The organism is Planctomicrobium aquicomposti (genome assembly GCF_051466325.1).
Taxonomy (GTDB): Bacteria; Planctomycetota; Planctomycetia; order Planctomycetales; family Planctomycetaceae; genus Planctomicrobium.
The window spans coordinates 1,447,696-1,467,500 of sequence record NZ_CP195792.1 but is presented as its reverse complement, the minus strand read 5'-3'; the positions used below and the strand labels follow the sequence as shown (position 1 = coordinate 1,467,500).

At 60.1% G+C, this 19,805-nt stretch carries 16 protein-coding genes and 1 tRNA gene (1 of these 17 running past the window's edge); 12 read left to right on the top strand and 5 right to left on the bottom strand.

Features of this window, described 5'->3' with window-relative positions; genetic code table 11:
* A protein-coding gene (ispH, locus tag SH664x_RS05570; protein ID WP_437205748.1) for a 4-hydroxy-3-methylbut-2-enyl diphosphate reductase crosses the window boundary here: on the top strand, window positions 1–333 show its 3' portion. The gene continues 612 nt to the left of window position 1, outside the view; only the last 333 of its 945 coding nucleotides appear in the window; the start codon falls outside the window, past its left edge; it ends in the stop codon at window positions 331–333.
* Window positions 334–668: 335 nt separating this feature from the next.
* Here the strand turns inward: ispH and SH664x_RS05565 are convergent, their stop codons facing one another.
* Window positions 669–944 (bottom strand): BON domain-containing protein, encoded by a 276-nt coding sequence (locus SH664x_RS05565; protein WP_437205746.1) that lies wholly within the window; start codon window positions 942–944, stop codon window positions 669–671.
* A gap of 529 nt (window positions 945–1,473) precedes the next feature.
* On the opposite strand from SH664x_RS05565, the gene SH664x_RS05560 reads away from it, so the two are divergent.
* Window positions 1,474–3,384 (top strand): ABC transporter ATP-binding protein, encoded by a 1,911-nt coding sequence (locus SH664x_RS05560; protein ID WP_437205745.1) that lies wholly within the window; start codon window positions 1,474–1,476, stop codon window positions 3,382–3,384.
* Entirely contained in the window at window positions 3,381–5,186 is a 1,806-nt protein-coding gene (locus SH664x_RS05555; protein ID WP_437205743.1) for an ABC transporter ATP-binding protein, read from the top strand. The genes SH664x_RS05560 and SH664x_RS05555 overlap by 4 nt, the downstream gene beginning before the upstream one ends.
* Window positions 5,187–5,200: 14 nt before the next feature.
* Here SH664x_RS05555 and SH664x_RS05550 read toward each other — a convergent pair whose 3' ends face one another.
* Window positions 5,201–5,998: an HpcH/HpaI aldolase family protein gene (locus tag SH664x_RS05550; protein ID WP_437205742.1), complete on the bottom strand. Its 798-nt coding sequence runs from the start codon at window positions 5,996–5,998 to the stop codon at window positions 5,201–5,203.
* A gap of 447 nt (window positions 5,999–6,445) precedes the next feature.
* Here SH664x_RS05550 and SH664x_RS05545 point away from each other — a divergent pair.
* The 5 genes from SH664x_RS05545 (at window position 6,446) to SH664x_RS05525 (ending at window position 11,755) form a co-directional block, all read left to right on the top strand.
* Window positions 6,446–6,519, top strand: a tRNA-His gene (locus SH664x_RS05545).
* A gap of 195 nt (window positions 6,520–6,714) precedes the next feature.
* Complete coding sequence (locus SH664x_RS05540; RefSeq protein ID WP_437205740.1) at window positions 6,715–8,121, top strand: hypothetical protein; 1,407 nt, start codon at window positions 6,715–6,717, stop codon at window positions 8,119–8,121.
* A 126-nt stretch (window positions 8,122–8,247) separates the two neighbouring features.
* Complete coding sequence (locus SH664x_RS05535; protein ID WP_437205738.1) at window positions 8,248–8,967, top strand: hypothetical protein; 720 nt, start codon at window positions 8,248–8,250, stop codon at window positions 8,965–8,967.
* Between the two features lie 189 nt (window positions 8,968–9,156).
* Window positions 9,157–10,707 carry a hypothetical protein gene (locus SH664x_RS05530; protein WP_437205737.1) on the top strand — a complete coding sequence of 517 codons (1,551 nt, stop codon included), beginning with the start codon at window positions 9,157–9,159 and terminating at the stop codon, window positions 10,705–10,707.
* A gap of 295 nt (window positions 10,708–11,002) precedes the next feature.
* Window positions 11,003–11,755, top strand: a complete 753-nt coding sequence (locus tag SH664x_RS05525; protein WP_437205736.1) for an AAA family ATPase — start codon at window positions 11,003–11,005, stop codon at window positions 11,753–11,755.
* A 58-nt stretch (window positions 11,756–11,813) separates the two neighbouring features.
* On the opposite strand, the gene SH664x_RS05520 is transcribed toward SH664x_RS05525, so the two are convergent.
* Window positions 11,814–13,370, bottom strand: coding sequence for an ABC transporter permease (locus tag SH664x_RS05520; protein WP_437205735.1), 1,557 nt, complete (start codon window positions 13,368–13,370; stop codon window positions 11,814–11,816).
* Between the two features lie 225 nt (window positions 13,371–13,595).
* Window positions 13,596–14,417 (bottom strand): sugar phosphate isomerase/epimerase family protein, encoded by an 822-nt coding sequence (locus SH664x_RS05515; protein WP_437205733.1) that lies wholly within the window; start codon window positions 14,415–14,417, stop codon window positions 13,596–13,598.
* A 262-nt stretch (window positions 14,418–14,679) separates the two neighbouring features.
* On the opposite strand from SH664x_RS05515, the gene fbaA reads away from it, so the two are divergent.
* The 3 genes from fbaA to SH664x_RS05500 all read left to right on the top strand — a co-directional run bounded on the left by fbaA (window position 14,680) and on the right by SH664x_RS05500 (window position 16,920).
* Window positions 14,680–15,720, top strand: a complete 1,041-nt coding sequence (fbaA, locus tag SH664x_RS05510; RefSeq protein ID WP_437205731.1) for a class II fructose-bisphosphate aldolase — start codon at window positions 14,680–14,682, stop codon at window positions 15,718–15,720.
* 236 nt (window positions 15,721–15,956) lie between these two features.
* Complete coding sequence (locus SH664x_RS05505; protein WP_437205729.1) at window positions 15,957–16,367, top strand: hypothetical protein; 411 nt, start codon at window positions 15,957–15,959, stop codon at window positions 16,365–16,367.
* 46 nt (window positions 16,368–16,413) lie between these two features.
* Window positions 16,414–16,920, top strand: coding sequence for a hypothetical protein (locus tag SH664x_RS05500; protein ID WP_437205728.1), 507 nt, complete (start codon window positions 16,414–16,416; stop codon window positions 16,918–16,920).
* A gap of 78 nt (window positions 16,921–16,998) precedes the next feature.
* Here the strand turns inward: SH664x_RS05500 and SH664x_RS05495 are convergent, their stop codons facing one another.
* On the bottom strand, window positions 16,999–18,615 hold the full coding sequence (locus tag SH664x_RS05495; protein WP_437205727.1) for an Ig-like domain repeat protein: 1,617 nt from the start codon (window positions 18,613–18,615) through the stop codon (window positions 16,999–17,001).
* Window positions 18,616–18,920: 305 nt separating this feature from the next.
* Here SH664x_RS05495 and SH664x_RS05490 point away from each other — a divergent pair, with 305 nt between their 5' ends.
* Window positions 18,921–19,787 (top strand): class I SAM-dependent methyltransferase, encoded by an 867-nt coding sequence (locus tag SH664x_RS05490; protein ID WP_437205726.1) that lies wholly within the window; start codon window positions 18,921–18,923, stop codon window positions 19,785–19,787.
* Window positions 19,788–19,805: the final 18 nt, after the last annotated feature.

Sequence of the window (19,805 nt, the reverse complement as noted above, 5' to 3'; positions counted from 1 at the left end):
CGCCAACTCGTGACGCGTGCCGATCTGCTCCTCGTTCTGGGAAGCCAGAACAGTTCCAACAGCCGTCGCCTGATGGAAATCGGCATCGAAGAGGGGAAGCCGTCCTATCTGATCGATGGCCGACACGAACTGCAGGAAGCCTGGTTCCGAGACGTCAGCACAGTCCTCGTTACTGCGGGCGCCAGCGCTCCCGAAGTTGTGGTGCAGGAGTGCCTGACTTATCTGGAAAATCATTTCGGAGCGACCGTGACACCGGTCACCACCCGTGAAGAACACGTGACGTTTCCACTGCCGCGGGAACTCCGCCAGCTGCAGAAGAGCCTGCAGTCTTAGAGCTGGTTGCTCTGCCCCGTGGCAGCGCGGATGGGAAAAATCAGAAGCCCAAATACTCTCCAGGCATCGCTGACACTCAGCGAGATGCTCCTCGGCGATATTCGCGGAAAGTTTCGGCGGGAAGTCAGGTGCATCAGCGAGCCGGGACTGAGCGAGCGTGCCGCTCCTCATTTTCCGTGCGCTGGTCTCCTTCCAGGTGACGAGCCCCCCAAGACAAAAGTTCCCGGGGAGTCTCCGCGGATTCATCTGGATGAGCGCATTGCGGAAAAGCGGCGACGCTCCAGACACCGCCCTAGTAATTTTCCGGCAATTTCAAGAAGGGGCACCACGCTCCGCTATTCGCTGGCGCGAGTGCCGCGCAGTTCCTGACGGATCACGCTCACCCGATTTTCGACGGTCCGAACCCCTTCCACAGAGGCTGCCAGCGTTTGAACCACCTGCTTCAGGTAATAGGAGGGGAGCCGCCCCGTCAGCACGAGTTTGCCACCCTCTTCCAGAACCGCGACATCTTTCAGAGCGGGAATGGGGGAAAGACTGAGGGTCTTCGAAACCTCTTTCACCACATCGTCCCGAAGCGTCAGTGTCTTGGGGAGCGGATTCGTTGCATGCATTCAATATCATCCTTGGTCGATCAGAGTCCGGGGTGACCACTGAGCGAACAGTTCCTGAGCCGAGGGGGAGCAATCCACGCTCATTCGGCGGATTTGCAGCTAATCGGGGATTAATGCAATTCCAATGCCACACCCCGGTTTGAGACCAGGGGACCAATTGCCGCACCGGGCCAAATGACACGCAAGGTGGTGCTGGGGGCTGATCTGCGAGCAAATTGCCAAGGCTCGGCAGCGTTTTCGGCCCGGTGAAATTTTCAGGCAGTTGACCAGGAACTGGCCACAGCCGTACGGGCGAAGCTTAATAAACAGGAACAGATGCTGAAAGATGGTTCACAGCTGATTGTCGCGTCCGGTAATTCCGTTTTCAGAATCAGGATTCCGTCTGGAAAATTTGGGGAATCCTTGCCGGAGACGCCGCACTCTCCCCTCGGCAAGCGAGAGCCGAAAGTTATGATGCCGACTCGGGCCACCAACCCCACCCTATTTTGACGGACTGGGAACACTCGACCTCCATTTGTCTGGCACCTCCGTGACTGACGCAGCTCGTCGTCCCCCTCCCCGGACTCCGCGGTCCAATTACCAACTCCTGAATCGCCTGATCGGCATCGGGCTGCAGTTTCGCTACGCCTGCGCGGCCAAAGTCGTTATGGACCTGACGCTGGTGGCACTTTCGCTGGCGAGCCTGGGGCTGACCGGCGTGGCGATCGACTTCCTGAGACACGAGGTCGACCCGAACAGCCCGCCACCGACTTGGCCTTTCGGAATTGCCCCCGCCCCCGAAGCCTCCCCGTTTCACGTCATCCTCGGAATTGCCGGGACAATTCTGCTGTTTGCCATTGTCGGCGGTCTGTTGAAGTACGGAGCCTCCATCGCCTCGGCTGCCATGAGCGAGCGCGTGCTCGTTTATATGCGGACGTCGGTCTATCAGAAGCTGCAGCGACTCAGTTTCCGCTTTTACGATGCGGGCGAAAGCAGTTCGATCATCAACCGGGCTGCCGGCGATGCCAATGCGGTCCGCAATTTTGTCGACGGCGTCATGATCCGGGTGCTGACGACCGTGCTGACGCTGACCGTCTATCTGGTCTATATGTTGAAGATGCACGTCTGGCTGACGCTGATCTGTCTGGCCACGACGCCGCTGCTCTGGGTGTTTGCCGTCCTGTTTTCCCGCAAGGTCCAACCGGCCTATCGCAAGGCCGGGGAGCTGGGGGATGAACTGATCCGATCCCTCGTGGAGAATGTTCAGGGAGCCTACGTCGTCAAGGGCTTCGCCCGCGAACCGCAGGAGATTGCCAAGTTCGCTGCCCAGGCCGATCGCATCCGCCGACAGAAGGAATCGATCTTCCACCGGGTCAGTGTCTTTCAGCCGATCATGGGACTGATCACCCAGGTCAATATGCTGATCCTCCTCGGTGTGGGGGGGACACTGGTGGTGCAGGGGCGACTGGCACTGGGAGCGGGTCTGTTTGTGTTCGCCAATCTGCTGCAGGAATTTGCGTCGCAGGTGGGCCAGATCGTCAACATCGCCAATACAATTCAATCCAGTCTCGTAAGTGCGGAACGGGTCTTCGAGGTCATCGATTTCCCGATCGAAATCGAATCGCCACCCCACGCTCTCCCCCTCCCACGGGCCCGCGGCGAGATCGAGTTCCGGAATGTCCGGTTCGGGTACGATTCCGATCAACCGGTGCTGGAGGACCTCTCCTTTCACGTCACCCCCGGTCAGCGGATCGGGATCACGGGCGAAACCGGGAGCGGCAAGACTACGCTGCTGAATCTGGTCATGCGGTTCTATGACGTCGACGCCGGGAGCGTGAATATCGACGGACATGACGTCCGCAGCCTCAATCTCGAGGAACTCCGACGCAATATCGGGCTGGTCTTTCAGGAAAGCTTTCTGTTCAGCCACACCATCGGTGCCAACATCGCTTTTGGGCGTCCGGACGCCACCGCGGACGACATTCAGCGGGCCGCCAGCATCGCTGCAGCCCACGGCTTCATTTCTGAAATGTCGGAAGGCTACGAAACACTGGTGGGCGAACATGGAGCGAATCTCTCCGGCGGCCAACGGCAGCGACTGGCCATTGCCCGGGCTCTTCTTCTCGATCCACCGATTCTGCTGCTGGATGATGCCACCGCCTCTCTCGACCCGGAAACTGAACATGAAATCGAGCAGGCGGTGCAGCAGGCCATGCAGGGGCGGACCACGTTGGTCATCTCCAACCGCATCGCGACGCTGCGGCGCGCTGACCGGATTCTGGTGCTCGAAGGGGGCCGGATCACCGCCGCGGGGACGCATGTCGAGTTACTCCGTGATTCTGAATACTACCGGTTTCTCGCCCAGCTGCAGTTTGCAGAAACCGCCACCAATCCGACTCACCGCGACGAGTCTGCGGAAATGCAGCCAATCCGCGCAGACAACCACGCGACTCACACATGAATCAGGTCACCACACTCAACCGGACTCTCACCCGGCACCTCGAACGGCAGGACGAGCGGCAGCGGCCGCTGGACTTCAAGCTGATCGTCCGGTTGATGAAATTTACGCAGGCATACGCCTCGAAGCGGAACTGGCTGCTGCTCACGGTGCTGCTGCGGGCATTTCAGTTGCCGGCGCTGACTTGGATCATCACGGTGGTCATTAACGGCCCCATTGCCCGGCACGATGCCTGGGGAGTGCTCTGGGGAACGGTCGCCTTCGCCCTACTCGCGCTGTTCACCCAGTTCACCATGCATTATCGCCAACTGCTGGCGCTGGAGCTGGGAGAAGCGGTTGTGAACGACCTCCGGACCGCGTTGTTCACGCATCTGCAGTCATTACGAATGCGTTGGTTTCACCAGACGAAAGTCGGCCGGGTTATCAGCCGGATGACTTCCGACATCGAAGATGTTCGCATCGGCGTGCAGGAAGTTTTGTTTGTGAGCCTCGTGCAGCTCGGACAGATGATTGTCGCCGCGCTGGCGATGATCTGGTACGACTGGACGCTGTTCCTGATCGTCCTGCTGCTGGCTCCGGCGCTCTGGATCATCAATTACTATTTCCATCGCCGCATGAGCGTCGCACTGCGGAATGTCCGCGAATCGTTCAGCCGCGTGACAGCGACACTGGCGGAATCGGTCGTGGGCATCCGCGTGACCCAGGCGTTCGTGCGACAGACGGAGAACTCACGAATTTTTGACACGCTCGCCGCCGACCACTCCCGTTACAACACCGGCATTCTGCGGACGCAGGGACTGTTTCTTCCGCTGCTCGATCTGAACAGTCAGGTCTTCATCGTCGTTCTGCTGCTGATCGGAGGACTTCGCGTTCTCAGCCCCGAGTCCTCCATGCAGATCGGCGATCTGGTCGGTTTCTTCTTTATGGCGAACCTGTTCTTCGCCCCGATTCTGGTGCTGGGGAATCAGTACAATCAGGCCCTCACCGCGATGGCCGGTGCCGAACGGCTCTTCGGACTGCTGGATCAGGCTCCCGAATGGCAGGATCCTCCCAATGCGATCCGCCTCGCAGAACTCGTCGGACATGTCGAGTTCCGCGATGTCACGTTCGGCTATGATCCGAACCAGCCTGTGCTGCACGGCATCAGCTTTACGGTCGAACCTGGTCAGACTGTTGCGCTCGTCGGGCATACCGGCAGTGGCAAGACGTCCATCATCAATCTCGTTGCCAAGTTCTATCTCCCGCAACAGGGACAGATTCTTGTCGACGGCTTCGATCTCAATTCGATCGACAGCAACTCCCTCCACCAGCATTTGGGAATCGTGCTGCAACAGAACTTTCTGTTTTATGGCACCGTGGCCGATAACATCCGCTTCGGCAAACCGGACGCCACCGACGCGGAGATCCTCAGCACCTTGCAGCGGCTTGGCTGCCCTGACCTGATTGACGATCTGCCCGATGGCCTCAATACGCAGGTCGGAGAGCGGGGAAATATTCTTTCATCGGGACAGCGGCAACTGGTCTGCTTTGCCCGGGCGTTGATCGCCGAACCGCGCATCCTGATCCTGGACGAAGCGACCAGCAGCATCGACAGCGCCACGGAAGATCGCCTGCAGCAGGCCCTCGACGCGCTACGGGCAGGGCGGACCAGCTTTGTGGTGGCGCATCGACTAAGTACCATCCGGCACGCGGACCTGGTGCTGGTGCTCGACCACGGCCACATCCGTGAACGGGGGCGACACGAGGAACTGCTGTCACAGGAAGGAATTTACGCCGGCCTGCACCGGCGTTTTGTTCAGCACTGAGGCCATCCCCTCACTCAGTAGCGGGCGAGGTCTTTCGCCCCCGAGGTCAGCTTCAACTCGGAAACAAATTTCTGTGCCTGCGAGACCATCATCCGCAGATCACTTCCCAGAGCAATGAACCGCCAGCCCTGCTCGATCCGCCGCTCGACTTCTTCCACCGACTGCACGTGCAGGCCGACCGGCGTTCCCGCTCTCTGACCCGCTTCGAGAATCCGCTGCAGCATCGCCTCGAATTCCTCCTTTGACGGATCTTTGCCGTCCGGCGTCCGCATCTGGGCGGTCAAATCGTTGGGGCCGACAAAAATGGCGTCGACGCCGGGAAGGCTGTAGATCTCATCGGCGTTCTTCACTCCGAGAGGGGATTCCGTCTGCAAGATGACCAGCACCTCATCGTTGGCGTGCTTGTAATAATCCCCCGCGCCTGCCTCGAAGTTCACGGCGTGCAGCGATCCCCCCACCGAACGGTTCCCGACCGGCGGATACTTGGCGGCCGCGATGCAGAGTTTCGCGTGCTCGACGGTATCGACCATCGGCACGATGATCCCGTAAGCCCCGGCGTCGAGCGCCCGCTTGATGTGGTCGTGACGTCCCTCAGGAACCCGCACGAGCGGCACACAGCCGGCATCGGCAATTGCACCGATCAGGGCTGCCATCTGGGACCAGTCGATTGCCGCATGTTCGAGATCGATGGTCAGCCACGGAAACCCGGCCCGGGCCAGCATGCGGGTCGCGGTAAGATCTCCCATGCTCAGCCAGGTTCCCACTTGAGCTTCCCCAGCACGCAGAGCCGATTTGACTGAATTCTTCTTCATCGAATGTCCATTGATCAGGCGGGATGACGGTCGCAACCGCCCGATTCTGGCGATTCAGCAGAAAATTGCCACCAGTGCCCCCGTTCCTCACCGGGCAGTGGCCAACCCCATCACTTTCTCACGAGAGAGCGCGGAGGGGCGTCAGCAACCGACATTCAACGCCCCGCCGGGCTCATTCCCTCGACGGACCGGTCCGTTCCGACTTGCAAATCTGTGCCAATTCTCAAATACTCTCGTTTCCGCAGAGATCCGGTTCGCCGGATTGCGGCCGGTTTCCGAACCTTCGAGCCCCCGACTGGGTCGTTTGAAATGTTTGGAGAAACTGTGAGTGACGAAGTCGCATTCAGCCGATCAAGAGATTCAGTAACCTGATCTGCCCCATTCAGTTGTGAACGGAAGAGGTTGCTGGTATTGCGGACGCTGAAAGCGGTCTGAGTCCGTTATGTGGTGGGTATAGCTCAGTTGGTTAGAGCACCAGATTGTGGATCTGGGGGTCGCGGGTTCAAGTCCCGTTACTCACCCTTTTTCTTTCGTTCGCACAGGTGTCTGCGGCCGCCTGTCGGATCTTGCGGCCGCTCTCTTCGGCGCAACCCCGATGGCTCGGGTAAACGGGGTCAACGCAGCTTCCTGCACTGACCACCGACTTCTCACACAGTCCGGCTTCATGCTCGCTCGGACTCGTCGAGCCAGGCACTCCGAGATGATGGAGGATCTCCATGGGAGGCTATCTCCCCGCAATTTTGAACGGTGGAATCACACTCGTCGGCCCGGCCAGCGACGGAACCGACCAGCAGGCCCTCGTCACCAACGGTGCCGGCGAGTTGGGGTTCGCGTCGTTTGTCGATGCGGAGAGTCTGTCGGCGGCGATCGAGAACAAGGCCGACCTCGTCGATGGCCTCATTCCAACGTCACAGATTCCTGCTGTGGCGATCACCGAGTTTCTGGGGACCGTCGCCAGCGAAGAAGGGATGCTGGCACTGGACGGGCAATCGGGAGACTGGTGTAACCGGTCGGATGTCCACAAAGCATTCGTCATCATCGGCGACGATCCCAGCGAGCTCGAATCGTGGGCCCCGATTGATTATCCCGCCGCTCCGGTGCTGAGTGTAAACGGCCAGGCGGGGACCGTCGTGCTGGCGGCGGCCGACGTGGGGGCAGCGACGGCAGGTCACACACATAGCTCGTTAGCGGGAGTGACGTTCACCGGTCAGGTGCTGTTTCCAGACGGGTCGACCTCCGCCACCGGGATCGGTTTTGCCAACGAGACAGGCACCGGCTTCTCTCGCACAGCAACCGGTACGATCGAAATGCTCTCGGCGGGAAACCGCGCGTGGCAGTTCACAGGGACGCTCCTGCAGCCGATCAATTCCGCAGGGGTGATCCGCGTCCCGGCAGGTTCAGCATCATCCATCCGCCTGAGCTGCGTCACGGACACCAACACCGGAATCTATTTTTCAGGCAGCGATGGCATCGGTCTGGCGACGGGTGGCGTGGCGCGTCTGACCATCAGTGATACCGGCGTCGTTGACATTCCGGGCTCACTGACCGTCACGGCGTCGATCGCTTCCACCGGCGGTATTGTGGCCCAATGGGCCAGCACAACGACCAGTGTCATCGGTGCACTGCGGGCGCAGGCAATCACTGCCGCAACGGCTGGAGTTCCAGTGCAGAATTCCCCGGCTCTGCGACTCACTGCCCGAGTCTGGGATACCACCGCAGTCGCCGACCGGCAGACCGATTTCTACATCCACAACGCTCCGACCTCAGGTGTGTCCCCGACGTCGGTTCTCAATATCGGCTATGCCTATAACAACGGCAGCATCACCACGCTGGTGTCGATTGCAGCTGCCGGTGTCACCCTGTCTGACGGGATGCAGCTGGTTCTGGGGACATCGACCGGAACCAAGATCGGAACATCCGTCAGCCAGAAGCTCGGCTTCCACAACGCCACGCCGACCGTGCAGCGGGCGGGTTCTGCACAGGCAGCCGTCGCGACCACTGCAGCCACACAGTCAACACCGTGGGGGTTTGCTTCCCAGTCGCAGGCGGATGCCATTGTCACACTGCTCAATGAAATCCGGGCAGCCTTGGTGGAAAAAGGTTTGATCAAAGGATCAGCATAAACACACAGCACGAGCTCCAGACACTCCGGAAGTTCCTCTCCTTACCGGCGACCACCTCCGGTCGCCGCAGCGACAAAAAGCGGTTCCTCCCGACAACGCCGTCTCTTCATCAACTGGATCCCCCTGATGAGTCACTCCATTGGCTTCTGGCATTTCCGTACAGGCGAGGAACTGACGCTCGAACTTTATCCGGTCACCGGTGGAGGCATTGCTAATGGGGTCGGCGGCGCTGCGCTGACAGAACCGGACCCCACTGCCAGCCCGGGATTTTATCAGGCAGAGGTGGAAGAGACGCTCCACGGAAACTACCACGTCCGCGTGAGGCTCAATGCGCAGCCGATCTACGCCGGGCTGGTTTATCTCACCACCGAGGTGGGGATGGCGGTCATCGATGCCGCACCGGTTCCGCCGATGACAGTCTCGGCGTTCGAATCGTCCGCGCTGACCCAGCTGGCTGCCCGGCGGAATATTACCATTGCCGTCCCCACGCTGGCGGGGCAAAGTCTCTCCGCACCCCTCATTCAGGGGGACTCCTATCTCGCTGAACATGGTCGAGCCATCGAGTTCTCGCGTAGCGACTTTCCGGATCTGTCCGGTGACGAGCAGGTCACGCTCACCGCCAGTTCAGTCGACACCCCAGCCGTGACGTTCACACTGGAGGGGAGCATTGCTGTCGCCACCGGGGCCAAGGTGTTGAGGTTTGAACCGACTTCCATACAGACCCGGCTTTATCCCGCGGGCCGCTACGAGTTCGATGTCGAAGTCGAATTCGCGGATGGAAACCGTGCGACATTCGTCGGGCCGAATGTCTTTCTGAGAGTCCTGGCCGACGTGACAGACAACTGAACCCGTCGCCCCGTGCTCCGCCTGTCCGGTCCAGTGGCGCGCTTTATAACAGCAACTCCCTCTGGACACTGATTCCCACCACTGCTGCGTCACTTGCTCCGCATGACAACACCGCCCGCGTGTTGTAGCATCGACCTTCACGGATTTCCCGGGAACCCTGATTGTTGATGCGGCAGGAGCAGACTCGTGATGAAAGCAAAGTTGCCGTTGGGGCCGTTCTGCCTGTTGGCAATTGGAATGCTCCTGGGTGTTCAGCCCGCTGCACGGGCTGAAGAACCAGTGCAGCTGATCACGCTCCTGCCGGATGATGCCAACGCACTCTCGATTGTGCGGATGAGCGAAATTCTGCAGACAGAACGGGCCCGGAGGGAAGACTGGGCCCGTCTGGCCGATGAACAGTTCATGGACGGTCCTGATGGGATCCCCTCGTGGGTCAGCACGCTCGTCGTCGGCTATCTCATTCGCTCCAGTGGGCCCAAAGAGGTCTGGTCCTCAGCACTCGCTGTCGTTCCGGAAGCGGAATCGATCGACGCCATCGCCCGGCGAAATCAGACCGCCGTCGAACTGCTCGACACGCTGCCGGCCACGCGGGGACGGGGAGAAACCTATCTGCTGCAGGTCAATCCCACGCTCCTGGGAATCCGCTGGCCCTCTGTCCGTCAGGAAGCGGCCCAGTGGGCCAGCGCCCTGCGCCACAAGCGGACCGGGATCAGTTCCGAATATCTACAGAAAGCTGCGGCGTTGTCCCAGCATCTGGTCATGTCGATTGACCTCGATCATGCTCTGGATCCGGCGATCGTGAAAATGCATCTCGAAGCGGATCGTCGGCTGGCCAATCAACCGGAGAAGATTGCGAGCCTCGTCTCCCTGATCGAAGGCCTCCGAGGGGTGACGCTGACAGTGCAAATCGGGGACAGCAACGATTCTCACGTCCACATTGACTTCGCCCAACCGATCGGCGATCTGGCGGAACCCGTGAAAAACTTCTTTGTCGAGGTGCTGCACCAGACCGGTGCCGCCATCGATGAATTCGAAAACGCGACGGTGACCGCCGCAGGAAATTCCGCCCTGCTGTCGGCTCCGCTCAGTGACGAAAGCCTCCGACGGATCCTGTCGCTGATCACCAGCACCCCCTCGTCGACTCCCGAACCGCCCGCACCCCTGGCAGCAGCAACCGCGGCAAGCCCGACTCTCCCCGCCCCGGGCGGCAAGGCCCCTTCCGCCACGCGCAGTCCTCGGCCGACCAGTACTGTCAGCCCTTCCCGAAAATACTTGACTTCGGTGAATCGTGTCATCGACGATCTGACCAAAGCCCTTCGCCGCGCGAAGAACTACGAACAGACGGCATTCTGGCACGAAAATTTCGCCCGTAAGATCGACGAATTGCCGTCGCAGGATGTCGATCCACAACTGCTTGAATACGGCAGCCATGTTGCGACCCGCCTCCGGGCGCTGGCCCGCTCGCTGCGGGGACAGGCGCTGATCATCAACACCCATGAGGGGACCATCACCTACGACATGAGCTACGATCCCGGCTGGGCGTCCTTGAATGTCTGGGGCGGATTTGGATATCGCCAGCCCTCGTACAATGTCACCAGCAACGTGCAGCAGGTCCGGGAAAAGCAGGCGGCTGCGATCACCGCGGGAGCCCAGCAACGGGATGAAATCTGGCAGATGATCAACGAGGAGCGAGCTGCCATCGACCGGGCGATGCGCGAAAAGTACGGCAGCAATTTCTGACCGGTTCCGTTCATCGCGGCTACCCGACCGCCTGCCCTGCTGCTTCTCGTTGTCTCGCGGACCGACTTGAGGAAATCCCGGAACTTTCCGACGCTCGCCCCCAACTTCTGCGGCGATCTACCTACAACCGCAAAAAGTGCTGAATCCACGACTCCCGGCAGGTCGATAAGCAGAGAGCGCACCGACCTGTCACCTGCCCCGTTCCACTGCGTGAGAGCTGTGTCTCCCCGGACTCCGCGGGCGGCGATGCACTGACACGAACTACGGACTCACGCAGCGTGATCCTGGAGCATGTATGGATACTCTCGGCACAATTACGCCGGCAATGGGCCCCGTGGTGGAAACTGACCAGCGAACCGAAGCACTGGAACGGCTGCAGTATCTGGCTGAAACCCGCTCGAGTGGGGTCCTGGTCGGTGAATCAGGTTTAGGCAAGAGCTGGCTGCTGAGCCAGTTGGCCCGACAGCTGCGGCTCAATGGGTTTGCGTGTGCCCAGATTGATCTGACAGGACTCGAAGGAAGCGAACTTCCCGCGAGGATCTGCGCCGTTCTGGGAAGCGGTCTCTCTCCGCTGGCTCCCGCTGTCGAGGTCTGGGCCTGGCTGCAGGATTATGCCCAGTCGGCCGGTCAGGTGCATCGTCGACTGGTGTTTCTGCTCGATCATCTCGACCGGGCCGCCGAATCCGTGGTGATCGTACTGGAACGTCTGATGAGCCTGTTCGGCAGCAGCAGCACCTGGCTGTTCGGAACTCGTCCTCAGATTTCGCTGGCGATGCAGACCCTGCTGAGCGAGCGGACGTGGCTCAGGATCGAGCTCGCGCCGTTGAAACGGGATGAAGCGGCCCGCGTGCTGACTCAGGACTTCGTGCAGGGACGACAGCCGGTCCGCATCTCCCCGGCGGGTATCGATGCAGCCTGGGAAGAGTGCCACGGCCGTCTACGACGCCTGCGACAATTGGCCGAACTGGCCTGCATTGCCGCACAGGTGGAAGGGGCCCGGGAAGTCAGTGACGAAATGGTCCGCGAGGCAGCTCTGGAACTTCGGTAAAGTTGCCCGCGGGGCAGTTGTCGCTGGTTGTCCAAGTAGCCTGCCCGCCAGTCGGAGGCTACTTCGCTCCTTGCCGAATCAATTGTTCGTGCAACACCCACTGCAGGACGACGGAGGTCAGCCCCACCAGATAAACCGCGGGAGCCGGCCCCGGATCATGCCCGAGTATCGACAGAAAAAGAGTGCGCTGCAGGAACGCGAGTGGTGCGAGGAACGCAGCGGTCAGCAACATGATGGCCAGCGCCAGCGGCAGCGCCCCCCAACTGCTGAACAGGCAACACAGGACCGTCAGCTGACAGATGATGAGCAGACATCCGATGCTGAAGAGGACCTCTTCCTTTGCCAGCGCGGCGAACCGGAACTCGGGATCGAGCTGACTGGCGAGGACCGCTGCCAGAAACGTCGGCACCATCGCCAGCAGACAGCCTGTCAGCTTCGCATAACCCATCAGCAGTGGAGAACGCGGGAGCATCATCAGGCTCGACAATGTCCCCTGTGATTTCTCCGCCAGCATGATGAGATTTGCGATAACCACACACTCAGCCGCCAGAAGCAGATAAAGGGTGAACCGCAAAACCCTTGGTGCCGGGAGGTGGGTCAGCTGCTCAATCTGGTCACTCCGCCACAGGCAGAGGCCGAACAGCAGCGCCAGCACAACGCATTTCATCGCCACAGCGCCCCAGCCACCCGCCACGAAGTGGAAGTCTTTCCAGATCAGCGGCCAGCGCCCTGGTCGAGTGAGAAGCCAGAGCCAACGTCGTCCCGCCAGCATTTTTCGAGCGGTGGCTGCCTCTCCCGCAGCAGGACATCTCACCAGCCGCTCAAACTTCCACCACGCCAATCCAAACAGGACGCCCCCTCCCAGAAACGAGTAGAGCACCTGCTCGCTCAGTAGGCGGAATTCGCCGAGCGGCTCCAGAATTGACTCCACCTGCTGCCCCACATTGACTCGCTGATGAATCCAGCCCAGCATTCGGACGACCTCCCCAACAGGAGCAGGCAAGAGCGCCAGGTCGTTCGGTGAGACACTGATCCAGCCTGCTTCCAGGTTCAACGGGTAGAGTCCCAGCAACAGAAACAGAACCACCGCCAGAGCACTCGTTGCACGAAGTCCCGTGGACGAACAGACCGAAATCAGCAATGCCAGATTGGCAATCAGGAAGAGATACGCCATCAATGACAGATACACGGCCAGCACCTGCACTACTGTAATCCCTCCGAGCGTCAGAGAGAGCATGGCAAACGGCAACTGGGCAACGAACAGCAACACCGTCGAGAAAATGCGGCTGGTCGACTTTCCGAGCAGGATGCTGACGGGCGAAATGCCCGCCATCAACAGGAGTTCCAGAGTTCCCTCTTCCCGCTCTTCCGTAATCGCCGAGGAATAAGGCCCGAGTGCAGCGAGCGTCAGCAGCGCAATCCAGAGGTATGAAAGGTACCGGAAGAAGTTCAGTCCGACGGCCGTGGATTGCTCCTGCACCAGGCTGTGCATGTGAGCACCGACCAGCAGCCACAACAGGAGCAATCCCGCCCCCAGGCGAAGCAGATGTGCCTGACGCTGCTGGGCATCCGCGCGGACAGCTCTCAGCAGCAATGCGGTGGTCCCGGTGAACATGATCTCGATTGGTGAACGGCAGGAGAGGAGTCCGGTTCGCCCCGGCGGCGCACTGGCCCGTTTCAAGGCGAACCAGCCGGGGCAGGGGAACTACGCCGGCCGGTGGTGTGGCGTGGGAACGTTTCAGAAATTTCTCTGGGAACCATTCGCCCGTTTGGTTGGCTGTTCCCTACACCCACCGATTGTGCTTTTGATCCGGCGAGAACCAGCGAGAGCTGTCTGCGTTCAGGACCGCAGACCCGTGGCGACCATCAGGCTCGCTGTGGCGTCGCGCGCCTCCCGGACCCAGTCTTCGATGCGGGCCGGGTCCGGTGAATATTCCAGTTCCAGTGAGATCGCCCCGTCGATGTCGAGGTCCCGAATTTCACGCAGGTAAGGCTCGAAGTTGACGACCCCGCGACCCGGCGGCAGGTCCCCGTGCTTTACGCCATCGCAATCGGAGATGTGCACATGGATCGCCTTCCCCTTCAGTTTGCGCAGGTCTTCGGGAGGGACGCGGGCCAGATGCAGATGAGAAATGTCAATGTTGGCCTGCAGGGCGGGGTGCCCCACGTCATCCACAAACCGGACCATGTTGTCGACGTTGTTCAACAGCGACAGATGGAACGGCTCCAGCTCCAGAGCGATCTGAATCCCCAGGGTTTCCGCGTATTCCGCCAGTTTTCGGCACGACTCGACCCCGGTTTTCCACTGCTGCTCGGGGGGGATGATTTCCCGGTTCCAGATGTATTCCCCCAGCACCAGCAGCAGGTTTTTCGCTTCATATTCGTAGACCAGATCCAGATGCGCCCGGGTCCGGTGCATGTGGAATTCGACAATGCTCGGATTGAAGTCGATCAGGCCGACCGACACACAGCAGAGCGAAACGATCGGCAGCCCCTGTCGATCGCACTCCTGTTTGATGAGTCGCCGCTCACGGACCCCGATTTCCAGCGGATCGACCGCGATATCGATCGAATCAAACCCGAGCTCCCGGGTTTTGGCGATTCCCCACGCTGTGTCCCGCCCTGCCTGCGACCACGCAGAATTGATCATGCCCAATTGCATCAACGCCCACCTTTGCTTTTTCGACAGTGGAGTCCGGAAAACCGCGTCGATATCATACTGCCCGAGTTTTGGACCTGCTACGATCTCGCGCGTCTCTCCCCGCCGGGGCCCGGGGAGCAACACCCCTCCGGTTTCCGGGCACAGTTTTTGTCCCGGCGGGCGGGTCCTCCCAGTGCCAGCCTGTTGAATTGCTGACGTCCAGCAGTCCCTGCTGTTTTGCCATTTGTCTTTGACACGTTTTCAGATCCGTTGGAGCTTCAAGATGCCGATTGCCACACCCAAACAGTATGCCGCGATGCTGGACGCCGCCCAGAAGGGGGACTACGCCTATCCGGCTGTGAACATCACGTCGATCACCACCATCAACGCCGCCCTGAAGGGCTTCGCCGACAAAAAGTCGGACGGCATCATTCAGATGTCGACCGGGGGTGGAAAGTTTGCGTCGGGCCTGAACGTCGGAGATGCCGTTCTCGGTTGCATCGTCCTGGCTGAAGCGGCTCATCGTCTTGCCGAGAAGTACGATATTCTGGTCGCCCTGCATACCGACCACTGCCCCCCCAAGGAAGTGGAAACGTTCCTGAAGCCGCTGATCAAGGCGACCGCTGAACGTCGCGCCGCCGGGAAGGGGAACCTGTTCCAGTCCCACATGCTGGATGCTTCCAATCTCCCCCTCGACGAGAACATGAAGCTGTCGAAGGAACTCCTCAAGCTCTGTGCCGAACACGAGATCATTCTCGAAGTCGAAGCCGGGGTGGTCGGCGGTGAAGAAGATGGTGCCGCCGGGGCGGAAATGGAACACGTTCCCGACTCCAAGCTCTACACGACTCCGGAAGACATGCTCGGCGTGTACGACGCTCTGCAGGGGATCGGCCGGTACATGTTCGCCGCGACCTTCGGCAACGTGCACGGCCACTACAAGCCGGGCTCCGTCAAGCTTCGCCCCGACATCCTCAAGAAGGGTCAGGACGCCGTCATCCAGAAGTACGGCAAGTCCGCCGAATTCGATCTGGTGTTCCACGGCGGATCGGGAACTCCCCGTCACGAGCTGGAAGAGACTCTGGCCTACGGCGTCGTGAAGATGAACATCGACACCGATACCCAGTACGCCTTTACCCGTCCGGTCGCCGACCACATGTTCCGCAACTACGACGGTGTGCTGAAGGTCGATGACGAAGTCGGGAACAAGAAGGCTTACGATCCTCGCGCCTACCTGAAGCTCGCAGAAGCAGGTGTCGCCAAGCGGATGGGCCAGGCCTGTGACGACCTGCACTCCACCGGCAAAACGCTGTTCGGTAAAGTCTGATTCGAAGAATCGACGACGTGATTCTCAGCAGCGACCGTTCCGGCGGTCGCTGCTTTTTTTGTGCGCTCCTGCCTTGCGAGAGATGGTGGGGCTGTTCGGCGAGCCCGCACCCTGCTCGAACGGCAGACAGCACAGCCAGGTGACGCCGTAATTTCTTTCGAACTTGGGATTCTGGGGCATCTTCCGAGCGTGGCACGCTGATTGCACCTTTTGCTGGGGCTCACGTTGATTTCAGCGTGACTGGAGTGAAGGAGTTGATCATGCCAATCATGCCACTGGAAAATCTCTACATGAGTGCGGCGGCCATGGTTTTGTTTGCCGCGGTGTTCGGGACAGCCTCATTCGGGCCATTCGCACTCGACAGGGCGTCCGCCAATGTCCTCTCTCAGCCGACAGTGCGCGATCCGGTTTCTCAGGTGGTGAACGGCTCGATCCTGCAAGTCGATCTGAAAGAGCTGACTGTGACCACGCGCGTCGCAATAACAGGGGAACGCAAGGTTCTGAAAATCGCCCCGAACGCGACGATTTTCAAAGATGATCGAAAGGTGGGACTTGATTCGCTGATGCGCGGAGATCACGCTGTATTCTATCTATCATCTCCAGGCAGCGATGTCGTCACTCGCATTGTCTCACTGTCGGTGCTGTAGATGATCCTGTCACTCCGCTGAACTGTCTTCCTATGAGGAGCTGAAGATGGCTGACTACCCCGTGCGTGCCGGTGTGTTTGCCGATGTCAATGCGGCGTTGAGTCTCGTCAACTCACTGCGAACCGCCGGATTCAGCTGGGAAGAAGTGAGCGTCATCACCTCCGACGATACCAAAGAGAAGTTATTCCCGGAGAAGGTCCAGCAGGACACCTCGACCGAGCATGCAACGAAGGCGCTGGACCTCGCGGGCGCTGGGCTTTTGGGGCTCGGCGGCATGGCGACCGTCGCTGCACTGGTAAGTACCGCCGGCACGGCGCTCATGATTATGGGGGCCTTTGCGGGGCTGGCGGCTGCGGGAACGTTTACTTCGCTGATGGCGACCCGCGGCTTCGAGAGTGAGGCGTCCGACTTCTACGACCAGGCTGTGCAGGAGGGAAAGATCCTCGTGGCTGTCGACGTGAAAGGGGACGATGCAGAGGCCAGTCGTCGTCGCGATCTGGCGACTGAGCTCATCACGAAAGCCGGCGGCGAGACTCATCGTCTGGCGGAGTAGTGCCCCGTAGCACATTCATTGCAGAGCACGAAGCGTCCGCCATGCTTCGTTGTCTCTGAGAACTCTGCCGTCGCGAACTCAGCGCTGTTCGCTGCCGATCGGTTGAACTTCAGTGACGCGGACCTGCGGCCGTGAGCGGTCGACGAGGAAGGGCTGCTCCGAATCCACGCGGGTCACATTCCCTGCCTGATCACGGGCTTCCACCCTGATGTAGAACTTCTCGGTCAGGCTGGCGGGAACAGTCCAGACGTACTTGCCAGTGTTCGGCAGCCAGTCGCCGATCTGCTCCCACGGTCCGCTGGGTCGCGTTGCAAACGACAGCGAGATGGGACGATCATGCAGTTCCCGATCCTGTGCCGACCATGTCAGAATGATCTGCCCGTTCTCGGCTCCCGTCCCCTGCTGAATGGGGTGCAGCTGCAGCACCGGGGGAACGCGATCCACAAGGACGATGACCTCCGGCCGGTCACCCGGCTGCGGAGGAGATGCAACGACTCCCACGCCGTTCGCGACACGGAAAGCGAACCCGTATTCGCCATCCCCTGGAACAACGACATCGAACGGAGAGACCCGGTCCGGGTCTTTGCCGTAATTAAACCACTTCTTGCCACCATCTTCTGTAATATACAGTTCCACGGCAGCGACCCCGGAAGCTCCCACGCCATCAATTTCATAGGCGATCCGGAACGACTTGGAGTTGACGATGTGGGCAGTCCGCTTCGGCGCCGCGGGCGGAGTTGTTGTCGATGGCGGAACGGTCGCGGCAGCGGCAGGAGCTTTGTCGGCGGCCGGGTTGGTCAGCGGTGTCGTGGCCGCCGCATTCGAGATTTGTGGGGCATTGGTCGATGCGGTCAGGTGCGGAGTGACACTGGCCGGTGCATTCGCTCCCCCCACACTCGAAGGAGCGGGCTTCGTCTGGTCTTTGGCGATCGGTCGACTGTAATCCGGCGTGGAGTTCTCTTCACTCGGGCTTCCGGAGATCAGAACTTCCGCGGTTGCTTCAGCAACGTTTCCGGCGCGGTCGCTGACCGATCCCTTCGCGAACATTTTTCCGGTTCGGGATGCTGTCCAGACGGTTTGTCCCTGTTCCTGAGGTCGCATCGAAACAGGTTGCCAGGCTGCAGAGTCTGGTTCGGTGAACTCCAGACGGAGCGACTCGAGATCGAGATTCGGGTCCTGGGTTTCCCAGGCCAGTCGAACCCGCCCGGGGTCATCCTCTGAAAACTGGAGATGCAGGCGCGGCGCTTCGGTATCGATGATCACCTGCAGAGTCGGCTCGTGCGGGCCGGCGGGATATTCCAGTCCGCTGCTGGTAATCGTTTTGACCGAGAACCAGTATTCGCCGTCATCGACAGCTTCGAAGGTAAACCGGGCGGCCTGTGGCGAGACCGTTTCCGCCGTGTTCCAACTGGCGCCGGAATCGCGTGACACCGAGAGCTGCACTTCCTTCGCCCCCAGCCGTTTCAACTCAGCGGAATCGAACTGGAAGGGAATGCGGAATCGGCGGGACTTCGAATAGATCGGCTCCGCACTCGCGGAAGAGACCATCATTGCAGACAGAAGCAATGCCGGCAGTGAGCAGCGAAGGGCGCGCAGGACGAACTGGCTCGCAGTTCTGCGTCGAATTCGTCGCGCCACGATTTCCATAGTCAATCCGGTCGGGATGCCGTTGGCCCCCGCCCCTGATGTGTTCAACCGGTTCTGCTTTCGGGTCCCACCTCGCGCAACAGGGTTGCCAGCGGGACCTGCAGCAGAATTTGCCGGAGGCGCAGCCTGAACCAGGCAGTCCTCTCAGAGTTGCTTATCGTCTCGCAACAATCTGCGACTTCATCCGATTCTGCCGAGAGTTCCGGGGAACCGAGCGAGAACAGACGCCACTTCACGACGGGGCCTGTGATGGCACGGGGAGCAGGGACAGATGCACAGTTGCATTCCGGCACGGAAGCTGAGAATGATTTGACATTCTCGGGCTGAACTCTCTTTGACGGGCTCAATTCAACATGACACTGCACCTCGTGGCGCTGATCCGGAAACTCGGGGGCCTCTGCGGCGTTTCAATCCATCGTCACTGGCCCGTGGTCCGTGCTCTGCCGCGACCGCATCGAACTTCGCCTACGGTTTTCGCTGCCCTGTCCCAGGAGCTCAAAGCCAAGAACCTCTGGAAAACGGAACCGCAGCCGGCCCGGCCCGTGTCGGAGCTCTATCAGTTGTGGCGAGAGACCCCGAATGGTCATAAATGGCGGCATTACTTTGAGATTTACGAGGACGTGTTACGCCCCTTTCGAGATCGGCCGATCCGCTTCCTGGAGATTGGGATCTATCAGGGGGCGTCGCTGGCACTCTGGCGACGTTTTCTCCACCCGGAATCAATCATTGTCGGAATTGACATCGATCCAGAATGCCGGCGTTTTGAAGATCCGCTTCAGAGAATCTATTGCCGCATCGGCGATCAATCGGATGCAGAACTTCTGATGAGCGTTGTGGACGAGTTTGGCCCCTTTGATGTCATCTTCGATGACGGCAGCCATGTCTGTTCGCACATGATCGCGTCGTTCAATACGCTGTTCCTTCACGGGCTCGCGGAGTCAGGGCGGTATGTGGTCGAAGATACGCATGCCAACTATTGGCCGAGTCATCGCGACCAGTCGTATTCATTCCTGGACTTTGCCAAAGATCTGGTCGACATCATGCATCAGCACTATCTGGAAGCAGATGGCGAACGGCAGTTTCGCATCGGCGGGCCCTCTAAAAAGCAGGAATTTCACGTCCCCCTGGTGACCACTCAGTTAAGTGAAATCCGCTTTCTGGATTCCGTCGTCGTGTTCAACAAACAGCAGCGGTCGGTGCCGGCCTCCGAACACCTGTGAACCGCCGACAGCTCTGCA